The 13753-nt window shown below is 68.6% G+C and carries 6 protein-coding genes; 3 read left to right on the plus strand and 3 right to left on the minus strand.

Features of this window, described 5'->3' with window-relative positions:
- The first annotated feature begins 92 nt into the window (after positions 1-92).
- Positions 93-7787, plus strand: coding sequence for an amino acid adenylation domain-containing protein (locus KRR26_RS37325; RefSeq protein ID WP_217078878.1), 7695 nt, complete (start codon positions 93-95; stop codon positions 7785-7787).
- 9 nt (positions 7788-7796) lie between these two features.
- Here the strand turns inward: KRR26_RS37325 and KRR26_RS00660 are convergent, their stop codons facing one another.
- A complete protein-coding gene (locus KRR26_RS00660; protein ID WP_217078879.1) occupies positions 7797-8960 on the minus strand; it encodes a serine hydrolase domain-containing protein in 1164 nt (387 codons plus the stop codon).
- A 73-nt stretch (positions 8961-9033) separates the two neighbouring features.
- Here KRR26_RS00660 and KRR26_RS00665 point away from each other — a divergent pair, with 73 nt between their 5' ends.
- Both KRR26_RS00665 and KRR26_RS00670 read left to right on the plus strand, forming a co-directional pair.
- A complete protein-coding gene (locus tag KRR26_RS00665; protein ID WP_217078880.1) occupies positions 9034-9756 on the plus strand; it encodes a helix-turn-helix domain-containing protein in 723 nt (240 codons plus the stop codon).
- A 145-nt stretch (positions 9757-9901) separates the two neighbouring features.
- Positions 9902-11566 (plus strand): arylsulfatase, encoded by a 1665-nt coding sequence (locus KRR26_RS00670; RefSeq protein ID WP_120205352.1) that lies wholly within the window; start codon positions 9902-9904, stop codon positions 11564-11566.
- A 53-nt stretch (positions 11567-11619) separates the two neighbouring features.
- Here KRR26_RS00670 and KRR26_RS00675 read toward each other — a convergent pair whose 3' ends face one another.
- Both KRR26_RS00675 and KRR26_RS00680 read right to left on the minus strand, forming a co-directional pair.
- Positions 11620-12090 carry an MgtC/SapB family protein gene (locus KRR26_RS00675; protein WP_158611441.1) on the minus strand — a complete coding sequence of 157 codons (471 nt, stop codon included), beginning with the start codon at positions 12088-12090 and terminating at the stop codon, positions 11620-11622.
- Between the two features lie 92 nt (positions 12091-12182).
- Positions 12183-13484 carry a DUF2254 domain-containing protein gene (locus KRR26_RS00680; protein ID WP_233576834.1) on the minus strand — a complete coding sequence of 434 codons (1302 nt, stop codon included), beginning with the start codon at positions 13482-13484 and terminating at the stop codon, positions 12183-12185.
- Positions 13485-13753: the final 269 nt, after the last annotated feature.

Consider the following 13753-nt stretch of genomic DNA (forward strand, 5'->3'; position numbering starts at 1 on the left):
CTGACGCCTGCCAATGGCTGGTAGCTTCAGACAATTCCAATCTGGCGCGTCTATGCTCGCCCATCCCTTCAGGATGAGAGGCAGGTCAGACGATGACGCCCACTCCCCTCCGCGGCGACGCAGAGGCAGTCCGTGTCCCATCGACGCTCGACGCGGCCGACATCCGGCCCGCGTCCCTCGCGCAGCGGCGTCTGTGGTTGTTGACCCAGCTCGATTCCAGCCACGCCTTTCATCACCTGCCCGGTGTCTGGGACATGTCGGGCCCGCTGGACCTTCCGGCGTTGGAGCGCGCGCTGGATGTCTTGTTGGAGCGGCATGAGGCCCTGCGCACGACGTTCGTCGCCCTCGACGGCGAGCCGCATCGTCGCATCGGGCCCACCCGCCCCTTCGCGCTGGGCGTCATCGACTTGCGCCACCTCGCGGACCGCGACGCCGAGGCGGAACGGCTCACCCGGGCCGAGGCGCAGCGGCCGTTCGACCTCGAGGCAGGGCCACTCGTGCGAGGGACGCTGTTGCGGCTGGGAGAGCAGACCCATCGGCTGCTTCTCACGCTGCATCGGATGGTGGCCGATGACGGAACGGCGCGCCTGCTCCTGCGCGAGTTGCGCGCGCTCCACGCGGCCTTCACCCACGGTCGCGTCGCCTCCGTGCCCCCTGCTCCGGCCTACAGCGCGTTCGTGCGCTGGGAACAGGAACAGGCGCAGGGAGAAGGACGTGACGCCCAGGTCGCCTACTGGCGTCAGCGATTGGCCGGAAGCATGCCGGTGTTGGACCTTCCGGCGGATCGCCCGCGCGCCAGCGTCCAGGGCTTGAGTCGGGGCACCCACGACTTCACGCTGTCCGCGGAACTCACCGCGGCGCTGGACGCGAGCGCGACCGAGTCGGGCCTCTCCCTGTCCGCGCTGCTCCTCGCAAGCTTCGCCACGCTCCTGCACCGCTACACCGGCAAGGAGGACTTCATCCTCGGGACGCCGGTGAGCCACCGCTCACGGCCCGAGTTCGAGCACCTGGTGGGCCCCCTCACCAACACGCTCGCCTTGCGCATGGAGTCCGAGGGCAACCCACGCTTCGTCGACTTCGCGCGCCGAGTCCAAGACAGCCTCCAAGGTGCGGTGGCCCATCAAACGCTGCCCTTCGAGACGCTCGTCGCGGTCCTCCAACCCGAGCGCAATCTCAGTCACGCACCGCTGTTCCAAGTGATGTTCGCGATGGAGGAGTCCGCGGAGCCAGTCGAGGGAGCGCCGCGTCCGCGAGGCACCGTGGCCTGCGACCTCATCTTGTTCATGGCGCGCTCGGACTCGGGGCTCCGTGGCACCTTCGAGTTCGACACCGACCTCTTCGACTCCGAGCGCATCCACCGCATGGCAGGACACCTGCGCGTCCTCCTCCACGCCGCCGTCGCCCAGCCTCTCCTGCCCCTGCGCTCCCTCCCCCTCCTCACCTCGGAAGAGCGCCACCAACTCCTCGTCGACTTCGCCCCGCCCCCCTCCGACTTCCCACGCGACTCCTGCGTCCACCACCTCTTCTCCCTCCAAGCCTCCCTCTCCCCTGACTCCCCCGCCGTCTCCTACGCCGACTCCTCCCTCTCCTACCGCCAGCTCGACGAGCGCTCCAACCAACTCGCTCACCACCTGCGCTCCCTCGGCGTCGGCCCCGAAGTCCTCGTCGCCCTCTGCCTCCACCGCTCCACCGACCTCCTCATCTGCCTCCTCGCCATCCTCAAGGCCGGCGGCGCCTACCTCCCACTCGACCCTTCCTACCCGCGCCAACGCCTCGCCTTCCTGCTCGAGGACGCCCGCGTCTCCGTCCTCCTCGCTCACGAGGACTTGCTCCCCTCCCTCCCTCCCTTCCCCGGCTCCACCCTCCTCTTCCACCCCTCCCTCTTCTCTTCTCTCCCCTCCTCTCCCCCTCCCCCCTCCTCCTCCCCCGACAACCTCGCCTACGTCATCTACACCTCCGGCTCCACCGGCAACCCCAAGGGCAGCTCCATCTCCCACCGTGGACTCTGCGCCCTCTTCTTCAACGTCCTCTCCTTCCCCTTCTCCCCCTCCGACAGGGTCGCCCAGGCCTCCAACATCTCCTTCGACCCTTCCTCCTTCGAAATCTGGGGCGCACTCCTCCACGGCGCTCACCTCGTCGGCATCTCCGCCAACCCCGCCAGGGAGCCCCTCGCCTTCGCCTCTCAAGTCCATGACGCGCGCATCTCCGTCATGTTCGTCACCACCGCCGTCCTCACTCTCCTCTCTCGCGAGGCCCCCTCCGCCTTCTCTTCCCTCCACACCCTCGTCTTCGGAGGCGAGGCCGCCGACCCGCTCGCACTTCGCGAAGTCTTCCGCCACGGCCCTCCTCGCCGCCTCCTCAACGGCTACGGCCCCACCGAGTGCACTGTCTTCTCCACCGCTCACCTCATCCCCTCTCCCCCTCCCCTCGGACTCCCCGTCCCCATTGGCCCTCCTCTCCCCCATGGGCCTGTCTTCATCCTCGACTCCCACTTCAACCCCTGCCCCATTGGCGTCCCGGGGGAACTCTTCATCTCCGGTGAGCGGCTCGGCCGCGGCTACTTCAACCGCCCGGAGCTCACCGCACTCACCTGGCGCCCCCACCCCTTCTCTTCCCTCCCGGGCCAGCGCCTCTACAAAACTGGAGACCTCGCTCGCTTCCTCCCCAACGGCCTCGTCGAGTACCTCGGCCGCATTGACCACCAGGTGAAGATTCGCGGCTTCCGCGTCGAACTCGGCGAAATCGAGGAGCGCCTCCGCCTCCACCCTCTCGTCAAGGAATGCGCTGTCATTGCTCGCGACTTCGCCGGCGACAGGAAGCTCATCGCCTACCTCGTCCCTCGCCTCTCCTCCCCTTCCCACTCGGACTTGCGCTCCTTCCTCCTCGAGCGCCTCCCCGAGCACATGGTCCCCTCCTCCTTCTCCCTCCTCCCCTCCCTCCCCCTCACTCCCAACGGCAAACTCGACAAGCGCGCGCTCCCCAACCCTGACTCCTCCTCCCTCTCCTCTCCTCTCGCCCCTCGCTCCCCTCTCGAAGTCGCCCTCTGCCGACTCTGGGCCTCCCTCCTCGAACTCCCCTCCGTCAGCCCCCTCGACAACTTCTTCCACCTCGGCGGCCACTCCCTCCTCGCCACCCAGCTCGTCTCTCGCATCCGAGAGACCTTTCAGGTGCAGCTCCCGTTGCGGCGCATCTTCGATGCCCCCACGGTGGAGGCGCAGGCGCAGGCCATCGAGGCGGCTCGCCTCGCGGGCTCAACCGAACAGGGCATCACGCTGGCGCGCATTCCGCGCGGCGGCGACCTGCCCATGTCCTTCGCGCAGGAGCGGCTCTGGTTCTTGGAGCAACTCCAAGCCGGGAACCTCGCGTACAAGATTCCCATCTCGTATCGCATCACCTCCGCGCTCGACGTCCGCGTGTTGGAGCGCAGCCTTCAGGAGCTGGTGAAGCGACACGAGGTGCTGGGCGCCACCTATCACTCCGTCGACTCGCGGCCGGTGCAACGGATTGGGGACGCGCGCCCCTTCGCGCTCGAAGTTCAAGATTTGCGCACCCTCTCCGAGACCGAGCGCGCGGAGCTGGTGGAACGACGCTCCGTGGAGGAGTCCGCGCGCCCCTTCGATTTGACGCAGGGGCCGCTCATGCACGGCCTGCTGCTGCGCCTGGGGGAACAGGAACACCTGCTCCTCCTGACGATGCATCACATCGTCTCGGATGGTTGGTCCCTGGGTGTGCTCCTGCGCGAACTGCGCACGCTGTATGACGCTTTCGCCGTGGGCCAGCCCTCACCGCTCCCGGCCTTGCCAGTTCAATACGTCGACTTCGCGAGTTCACAGCAGGGCCTGCTGCGCAGCGCGGCCGTGGAGCGGCTGCTGACGTACTGGCGCAAGCAACTGGCTGGGGCACCCGAGGTCCTTGACCTGCCAGCAGATCGCCCGCGCCCGCCCATCCATCGCTTCAAGGGGGCGACCTACTCCTTCCACCTTCCGCCGGAGCTGTCGCAGGCCGTGGACGAGCTGTGCCGCCGAGAAGGCGTGACGCTGTTCATGACCTTGCTCGCGGGCTTCACCGCGCTCCTTCAGCGCTACTCCGGCCGAGAGGACATCGTCGTCGGCGCGCCGGTCGCCCACCGCTCGCGCCCGGAGCTGGAGGGATTGGTCGGGTTGTTCGTCAACACGCTCGTGCTGCGCACGGACCTGTCGGGCGACCCGAGCTTCGTGGGCCTCCTGGCGCGCGTGCGCGAAGTGACCCTGGGGGCCTTCGCTCACCAGGAGCTGCCCTTCGAGAAGCTCGTCGAGGTCCTGCGACCGGAACGGAGCCTCAGCTACGCGCCGCTGTTCCAGGTCATGTTCGTGTTGCAGAACGCGCCCACGCTGGCACCCGACCCGTCGTCACGTCTGCAATTGGAGGCCACCGCTGAACCCTGGGAGATGAGCACGGGCACGTCGAAGTGCGACCTCATCTTGTTCATGGCGCGCTCGGACTCGGGGCTCCGTGGCACCTTCGAGTTCGACACCGACCTCTTCGACTCCGAGCGCATCCACCGCATGGCGGGACACCTGCGCGTCCTCCTCCACGCCGCCGTCGCCCAGCCTCTCCTGCCCCTGCGCTCCCTCCCCCTCCTCACCTCGGAAGAGCGCCACCAACTCCTCGTCGACTTCGCCCCGCCCCCCTCCGACTTCCCACGCGACTCCTGCGTCCACCACCTCTTCTCCCTCCAAGCCTCCCTCTCCCCTGACTCCCCCGCCGTCTCCTACGCCGACTCCTCCCTCTCCTACCGCCAGCTCGACGAGCGCTCCAACCAACTCGCTCACCACCTGCGCTCCCTCGGCGTCGGCCCCGAAGTCCTCGTCGCCCTCTGCCTCCACCGCTCCACCGACCTCCTCATCTGCCTCCTCGCCATCCTCAAGGCCGGCGGCGCCTACCTCCCACTCGACCCTTCCTACCCGCGCCAACGACTCGCCTTCATGCTCGAGGACGCCCGCGTATCCGTCCTCCTCGCTCACGAGGACTTGCTCCCCTCCCTCCCTCCCTTCCCCGGCTCCACCCTCCTCTTCCACCCCTCCCTCTTCTCTTCTCTCCCCTCCTCTCCCCCTCCCCCCTCCTCCTCCCCCGACAACCTCGCCTACGTCATCTACACCTCCGGCTCCACCGGCAACCCCAAGGGCAGCTCCATCTCCCACCGTGGACTCTGCGCCCTCTTCTTCAACGTCCTCTCCTTCCCCTTCTCCCCCTCCGACAGGGTCGCCCAGGCCTCCAACATCTCCTTCGACCCTTCCTCCTTCGAAATCTGGGGCGCACTCCTCCACGGCGCTCACCTCGTCGGCATCTCCGCCAACCCCGCCAGGGAGCCCCTCGCCTTCGCCTCTCAAGTCCATGACGCGCGCATCTCCGTCATGTTCGTCACCACCGCCGTCCTCACTCTCCTCTCTCGCGAGGCCCCCTCCGCCTTCTCTTCCCTCCACACCCTCGTCTTCGGAGGCGAGGCCGCCGACCCGCTCGCACTTCGCGAAGTCTTCCGCCACGGCCCTCCTCGCCGCCTCCTCAACGGCTACGGCCCCACCGAGTGCACTGTCTTCTCCACCGCTCACCTCATCCCCTCTCCCCCTCCCCTCGGACTCCCCGTCCCCATTGGCCCTCCTCTCCCCCATGGGCCTGTCTTCATCCTCGACTCCCACTTCAACCCCTGCCCCATTGGCGTCCCGGGGGAACTCTTCATCTCCGGTGAGCGGCTCGGCCGCGGCTACTTCAACCGCCCGGAGCTCACCGCACTCACCTGGCGCCCCCACCCCTTCTCTTCCCTCCCGGGCCAGCGCCTCTACAAAACTGGAGACCTCGCTCGCTTCCTCCCCAACGGCCTCGTCGAGTACCTCGGCCGCATTGACCACCAGGTGAAGATTCGCGGCTTCCGCGTCGAACTCGGCGAAATCGAGGAGCGCCTCCGCCTCCACCCTCTCGTCAAGGAATGCGCTGTCATTGCTCGCGACTTCGCCGGCGACAGGAAGCTCATCGCCTACCTCGTCCCTCGCCTCTCCTCCCCTTCCCACTCGGACTTGCGCTCCTTCCTCCTCGAGCGCCTCCCCGAGCACATGGTCCCCTCCTCCTTCTCCCTCCTCCCCTCCCTCCCCCTCACTCCCAACGGCAAACTCGACAAGCGCGCGCTCCCCAACCCTGACTCCTCCTCCCTCTCCTCTCCTCTCGCCCCTCGCTCCCCTCTCGAAGTCGCCCTCTGCCGACTCTGGGCCTCCCTCCTCGAACTCCCCTCCGTCAGCCCCCTCGACAACTTCTTCCACCTCGGCGGCCACTCCCTCCTCGCCACCCAGCTCGTCTCTCGCATCCGAGCGGAGTTCGGCGTTGAGCTGTCATTGCGGACCTTGTTCCTGGGCCCCACCGTGGCCGAGATGGCGAAGCACCTGAGCGACGCGAAGCCCCCCGAGTCCACGCGCCCCCTCCCGCCGCTCGTTCGCACCGCGCGCGGAGGCCCCATCGCGTTGTCCTTCTCGCAAGAGCGGCTGTGGCGCTTCCAGCAACGACAGCCCGAGTCCGCCGCGTACAACATGCCCGATGTGCTGCACCTGCGCGGGCGCGTGGATCCGCGCGCGCTCCGAGGCGCATTCCAGGCGCTCGTCCTGCGGCATGAATCCCTGCGCGCCATGTTCGGTGAGCGCGACGGGCGACCGGTGCAGTGGATCCACCCCGAGGCTCGCTTCACGTGGCAGGAGCTGGACCTCAGCGGACACCGCGACCGCGAGGCCGAGGCCAGGCGCTTCATGCAGGAAGCCGCGCAGCGCCCGTTCGACCTGACTCGGGATCCGCTCGTGCGTGCGTCCCTCTTGCGCATGGGCGACACCGAGCACCTGCTCGTCCTCAACGTGCACCACATCGCGTCCGATGGCTGGTCCGTGGGCGTGCTCTTCCGAGAACTGGGCGCGCTGTACGGCGCGCTCGCCGAGGGCCGAGAGCCCTCGCTGCCTGCGCTCGACATCCAGTATCCCGACTACGCGGTGTGGCAACGCGGCTGGCTGACGGACGCGGAGCTGGCCCACCGGCTCGACTACTGGAAGCAGGCGCTGGCGGGCGCGCCCTTCGTGCTCGACCTGCCGACCGACCGCCCGCGTCCCGCCGAGCGCACCTTCGCGGGCACGTACCGCGAGGTCTATCTGGGCCGCGAACGCAGCGATGCCCTGAACGCGCTCTGCCAGCGGGAGCAGGTGACGCCGTTCATGGCGCTCCTCGCGCTCTTCGGCGCCGTGCTGGCGCGGACCGCGGGGCAGCCCGAGGTGGTCATCGGCTCGCCCATCGCCAATCGCTTGCATCCCGAGCTGGAGTCGCTCATCGGAATGTTCGTCAATGGCCTCGCCCTGCGCGTGAGCCTCGCGGGCACGCCCACCTTCCGCGAGCTGCTGAAGCGCGTGCGCGAGGAGACCTTGGGAGGCTATGCCCACCAGGAGGTCCCCTTCGAGAAGGTGGTCGAGGCGCTCGGCGTGGTCCCGCCCGCGAATCGCAGCCCCGTGTTCCAGGCGATGTTCGTGCTCCAGAACGCCCCGGGCGCCCCGTTGGAGTTGCCGGGGCTCACGCTGACCCCCATCGTGGCGAGCCGCGAGTCCTCCGCCTATGAGGTCACCCTCTCGCTCCAGGAGGCCCCCGAGGGATTTGGCGGCGTGCTCGAGTTCAACACGGACCTGTTCGACCCGAGCACCGGCGAGCGCCTGCGCACAGACCTGCTCCGCCTGCTCGACGCGGTCGTCGAGAATCCAGACCTGCCCATGGGGTTCGCCCACGCGAACTGATGGTGCCCGTCACCGCGGAGAGAGACAGGAGGCCGCGGCCTGCACGGCGGCGCGGAGCAGCGCCGGGCCGCCGTCTCCCTGGTGCGAGACATCCAGGGGGGTCACCGCCACGGTGAGCTTCAGTTCGGGACACGTCATCACCACCGCTCCCCAGAAGCCCTCATGCAGCCAGCACGGCCCACCGCTGGTGCGCGGCACCCGGAAGATGCCCATGGCGGCGCCGTCGGCCTCGTTCGTGGCGGGCACGTGAAGCAGGGTGTCGAGCGTCGATGCTCGCTCGAACACCTGCCCCGCGAACAGCGCCTGGAACCAACGCGCGAGGTCCGGCGCAGTGGACACCAGCCCTCCACCGCCGAAGAGATCCGCCGAGGCGTGGATGCTCGAGAGCGGCAGCCCGTCGTAGGCCTGCGACGCGAAGCCCGCCACGCCGGGCGGCGCAAGCTCCAGTGTTTCGAGCCAGGTTGACTGGAGCCCCAGTCGCTCGAACCCGAGCAGGCTTCGATAGGCCTGGGCAAGCCCCACGCCTGTCCTCGATTCCAGCAACGCGCCCAACAAGAGATAGCCCGTGTCCGAATAGACATACGCCGCGCCGGGCTCGCCCATCGGAGCGCCATGCGCCATGGCGAACCGCACCTGCTCCTCCCGAGTCCAGACATGCGAGGGAGACTCGAAGACCGTCGCGAGGTAGTCGTCGCTCTGGGCATAGTCGAACAGCCCGCTCGTGTGCGTGAGCAACTGCGCCACCGTCATGCGCTCGGGCCAATAACCTCCTGAGCGCAGCAGCTCGGGATAGGGCGCGGGGACCGCCACCGCCACGGTCTCGTCCAGCGACACCTCGCCTTTCTCGACGAGCCGCAGGATGGCGGCGGCCATGAACGTCTTCGTCACGCTGGCGATGCGGAACGGCGCGCGAGGACTCAGCGGCTCCAGCCCCGGAGCCTGCACGGCCTCCTCCAACTCCAGTCCCGCCGCTGGGATTCGGGCGGCGAGCAACCAGCCCGGGTTGCCTGGGTTCGCGGCCTGGACCTCCTGCATCGCCTGCTGGAGGGACGCGCGCAGGCGCGTGGGGTCACAAGCAGGCCCCTCGTTGCCCGGACTCGCATCGTGACAGGCGAGCAATGAGACGGCGAAGGCCAGGACGGCCGCGGAGAATGAGGCACAGCGTGTCGCCATGAAGACTCCCGAAGAAATGAGCCTTCAGGGTGACGTTTTCAGGCCCGCCGGGGCTTGAACGCTCTTCGGATGCATGGACCTCGCGCCGTTCTTCCTGCTCGCCCCCCACACTGGCGTCTTCGTGCTCGGCGCTCCGCGAACCCTGACCGCGCCTCACCGCCAGTGGGGCACCGCCCTCCTCGTGGGCTTGGAGGATGACGTGACGGTGCGGCACGCCGAGGGGACCACGCGCGGGCGCATCGTCGTCGTGCCCCGAGACGTGTCGCACGTCACGCGATGCCCGGGGCCCCTGCTCAGCGTGGTGCTGGACGCGGATCGCCACCGCGCCACGGTCCAGGCTCCGCTTCCGGCCCACCCCTTCGCCCTCACCGCGCCCACGGTCCTCGCGGACGCGGTGAGCCTCGCGGCCCATCCCACCGGTGACACGCCGCGAAGGGCCGAGGCGCTCGCGGCCCGACTCTTTCCCACCGGCCCCGCGCGAGTCGCGGACGGGCGCATCGCACGACTCCTGGAGACCCTGGAGGACACACAGGCCCCGTCACTGCCCGAGCTTGCGCACGGCCTGCGCCTCTCACCGGGTCACGTGTCCGAGCTGTTCCATGCCCAGGTGGGCCTCTCGCTGCGGCGCTGGTTGCTGTGGCGTCGGCTGCTGCGCTCCCTGCCCATGCTCCGCCCAGGACATCTGGCGGACACCGCCGCGAGCGCGGGCTTCGCGGACCAGGCACACCTGACGCGAACGTGCGTCCGGCTCGCTGGGTACTCCCCCCGGAGTCTGGCGGACGTGCTCGCGCGTTGAGGCCCACGGACGCACCCGCCGCCAAGCGGAGGGCAGACAGCGACGAAGCCGCATCCCTCCCTGGAGGACGGCTCGTCTCGGGCCACACCTCCGCCCACCCTTCCGGGGACGGAGATCCTCTCCTCGAGCCATCGGAGCGCGCGCAATGTCAGGCAACGGCAAGCCCAAGACGAATGGCAATGGTCACTCCACCAAGCAGGCGGGGCGCAAGCCCAACATCCTCGTCATCTGGGGGGACGACATCGGCCTGTGGAACATCAGCGCCTACAACCAGGGGATGATGGGCTACCGGACACCCAACATCGACCGCATCGCCCGCGAAGGCGCGCTGATGACGGACTGCTATGGACAACAGAGCTGCACCGCGGGGCGCGCCGCGTTCATCACGGGCATGAACCCACTGCGCACGGGGCTGACCACCATCGGCATGCCGGGCGCGGACTACGGACTCCAGGATTCGGACCCCACCATCGCGGAGATGCTCAAACCGCTGGGCTACGCGTGCGGGCAGTTCGGCAAGAACCACCTCGGCGACTCGAACCGATACCTGCCCACCGTCCACGGCTTCGACGAGTTCCACGGGAACCTCTACCACCTCAACGCGGAGAACGAACCCGAGTGCCCGGACTACCCCAAGGACCCCGCGTTCAAGGACCGCTTCGGCCCGCGCGGCGTCCTCCACACCTGGGCGACCGACCGGGATGATCCGACCGAGGAGCACCGCTGGGGGCGCGTGGGCCGCCAGAAGGTCGAGGACACCGGGCCACTCACCACGAAGCGCATGGAGACGGTGGACGAGGAGTTCGTCGCCTCGTCGCTGTCCTTCATGGAGCGAGCGGTCCAGGACGGCAAGCCCTTCTTCCTCTGGCACAACTCCACCCGCACCCACGTGTGGACGTTCTTGCAGGAGAAGTACCGCAACAAGACAGGCAAGGGGCTCTACGCGGACGCGATGACGGAGCTGGATGACCAGGTCGGCCTGCTGCTCAAGAAGCTGGATGAACTGGGCATCGCGGACAACACCCTCGTCGTGTTCTCCACCGACAACGGCGTGGAGAAGATGGGCTGGCCCGATGGCGGCAACGCGCCCTTCCGAGGCGAGAAGGGCTCCACCTGGGAAGGCGGCGTCCGCGTGCCGTGCGTCGCGCGCTGGCCGGGCGTCATCCCGCCGGGCACGGTCATCAATGACATCTTCGCGCATGAGGACTGGATGCCCACCCTGGTCGCCGCGGCGGGCGGCCCCACGGACCTGGTGGAGAAGTGCAAGCAGGGCTTCAAGGTGGGCACCAAGACCTTCCGCGTCCACCTGGACGGCTACGACCAGCGCGAGCTGCTGTCAGGCCAAGGCCCTGGGAAGCGGCACGAGTTCGTCTACGTGCTCGACAGCGGCAGCATCGCCGCCGTGCGCTACGACGACTGGAAGGTCATCTTCAGCTACCAGGATGGCCACGGACCGGACATGTGGTTCAGCGGCAAGCGCTTCAACCCGTCCTGGCCCTACCTCATCAACCTGCGCTCGGATCCGTTCGAGGAGGCGCTCTACTCGGGGCTCTACACGCGCTGGTATGGCGAGCGGATGTTCCTCTTCGTGCCCGCGCAGGCCCTGGTGAAGAAGTTCGCCCAAACCCTCCTTGACTACGTCCCCAGCCAGGCTCCGGGCAGCCTGAGCATTGGCCCCATCAAGGAGCAGGTGAAGGAGAAGATGAAGGAGACGAAGAAGGCAGGGAAGACCGAGGTGGGGGATCAGGTGATGAACCTCGCGCAGGAGATTGAGCAGGCGCTGCACCGGCTCCAGCAGAGCCACGCCTGAGACTCGACGCGAGCGGTCTCTCGGGAGGCACCGCGTCTCGCGGTCGCCTCCCGTCAGTCTTGACGGGGGGGCCTCGGGTTGGAGGGCTCATCCGAGAGCTCGAGCATGACCCTCCGTCGATGGAACACGTGCCGCTCCAGCAGGCTCAACAGCAGGTTCGACACCGCGATGACCACGGCCACGAGGCCCGCGAGCAAAGGGCTGCCCAGCACGGCCTCGCAGCCCACCGCCGCAGCGATCCAGATGGAGGCCGCCGTGGTGATGCCGAAGATGGCGCTTCCTCGCTTGAGCACACTGGCGGCCCCCACGAAGCCAATGCCAGACGCGACGCCTTGGATGATGCGCAGCGTCTCCTGGGCCTTGGGTCCCACCACGTTGGCGCCCGCGGAACAGAACAGCGCGGCGCCCAACGTCACGAGGTAATGGGTCCGGACACCGCCGGGCCGCGTCCGATACGGCAACCCCAGGACGATGCCCGCGCCGCCCGCGACGAGCAGGCGCACGAGCAGGTCAACGCGCTCCACAGTCCCCTCCCGGCACAGCTCCCGCCCCGAGCACCGGCGCGAAAGTGTGCTTCGCCCGGCACGCTCGCAAGCTCAAGCGCGCGGGCTGACGCTCAGAACCCGATGACTGGGAGGGGAGGCCAGGGCGCCCCCTGGAGCGCGCTCAACAGTGCTTGCGCATGCTGGCGCAAGAGCGGCAGCCAGCGCGCACCGGGGCTTGCCTCCTCGGCGGCAGCGAGGATGGACCGCAACGCCTCTGGAGCCGCTTCCCGATCCACGGCCTCTCGCGCGTGATGTCCCATCGCCGCCACCATTCGGAGCAGCCGCAACACCACGGCGGGTTCGGTGGCGCCGTAGCGAAGCGTCTGGTCGGTGACCAACACCCGGTAGTCTCCCAAGGAGAGCCCCTGCAAGAAGACCCGAGAGACTCCCGCCGAGTCCGCCAGCACTCGGCGCCCCAGCCTCACCTGACTCAATGAGCACAGGAGGAACGTCAGCTGATCCACCGCTTCGACCGCGGTGTACGGATCGTTGATGCCCGGGGACAACGCCCTGACGGCCACGTCCACCAACTGACGCACGCCCAGGGCGATGTCCATGTCACCATCGCGCCAGAGGTCCAACCGGATGGCTCGGAGCAACGCCGACACCATCGCGCCTCGCCGCGCGGGCGGCCCCTCCTCTTCGACCCAGCCCAGCTCTTCGCCTTGCACCACCGGCTCACCCACGGCGCGCTCCAGGTGGACTCCCAGCCGGTGTGACTCGGCCACGGCCAGGAGCGCCTGCGCATCGACGGTGGCGATGAAGCCGTCGCGCGGGCTTCGCAGGGACCACGCCTCGCGTGGGCGCGGGCGGACGGGCGGCGGAGGCTCCACGTCCCCCGCGCGCAGAACGTCGAGCGTCCGGGCGACCTCCAGCGTGTCCTTGCGCACGAGCCGGGTCAGGTTCTCCACGCGCATGAGCTGGAGCATGTGGAGCACATGCGCGATGAGCGCGACCTCACAGACGAGGAGCAGCAGCAGGGCCACGGCGAGGGCCGGACGGGGTGCGCGCGCCTCGGGCGTGATGAAGCCGAACATATGCGCAGCCACCAGACAGAAGACGCTGGTGGCGACGAAGACCGGGATGACCCAGCGAAATCCGACGCCGTGCACGAAGTGGCGCAAGAGCCGAGGGGAGTACTGCCCCGCGGCGCTCTGCACCACGACCATCGACAGGGAGAGGACGATGCTCAGCGAGGTCAGCGCGATGCCCAGCACGGTGGAGAGCATCTGCCGCGCTTCGGGAGCGGTCGTCTGCCAGGCCACTCCGCGCAGCACCCGCGCCACCGGAGCAGGAGGGCTCACCAAGAGCACGCCGAGGAGGGCCCCCACTCCGGCGCCGAGCAAGGTCTGAAGCCCCAGCCGATGGCGCATCCATCCACGGACTGGAGAGAGGACGGAGGCGCGAGCTCGAGAGGCGCGATCGAAATGCCCCCTGTGTCGCGGCAGCACCTGGGCGCTCATCCTGGACCGGTCCTCCTTGGCCCCTCGGCGCGGGCCCTGGACAGCGAGCAGCGGGAACACTCGAGTGCTCAGCCATCCGCGCCAGGCTGAGACATGGGATTGAGCAGATGCTGGGATTGAACACTCGCCCACGCAATGATGGGCGGGCCGCGCTTCGAGCGCAGGGCCCGTCCATCGGC

Source organism: Citreicoccus inhibens, from assembly GCF_019039035.1.
GTDB lineage: Bacteria > Myxococcota > Myxococcia > Myxococcales > Myxococcaceae > Citreicoccus > Citreicoccus inhibens.

What these genes read in the sequence shown, in the direction of transcription:
- KRR26_RS00660 (WP_217078879.1), bottom strand. Translation starts at nt 8,960, where the DNA reads ATGGCGACACGCTGTGCCTCATTCTCCGCGGCCGTCCTGGCCTTCGCC.
- KRR26_RS37325 (WP_217078878.1), top strand. Translation starts at nt 93, where the DNA reads ATGACGCCCACTCCCCTCCGCGGCGACGCAGAGGCAGTCCGTGTCCCA.
- KRR26_RS00670 (WP_120205352.1), top strand. Translation starts at nt 9,902, where the DNA reads ATGTCAGGCAACGGCAAGCCCAAGACGAATGGCAATGGTCACTCCACC.
- KRR26_RS00665 (WP_217078880.1), top strand. Translation starts at nt 9,034, where the DNA reads ATGGACCTCGCGCCGTTCTTCCTGCTCGCCCCCCACACTGGCGTCTTC.
- KRR26_RS00680 (WP_233576834.1), bottom strand. Translation starts at nt 13,484, where the DNA reads ATGCGCCATCGGCTGGGGCTTCAGACCTTGCTCGGCGCCGGAGTGGGG.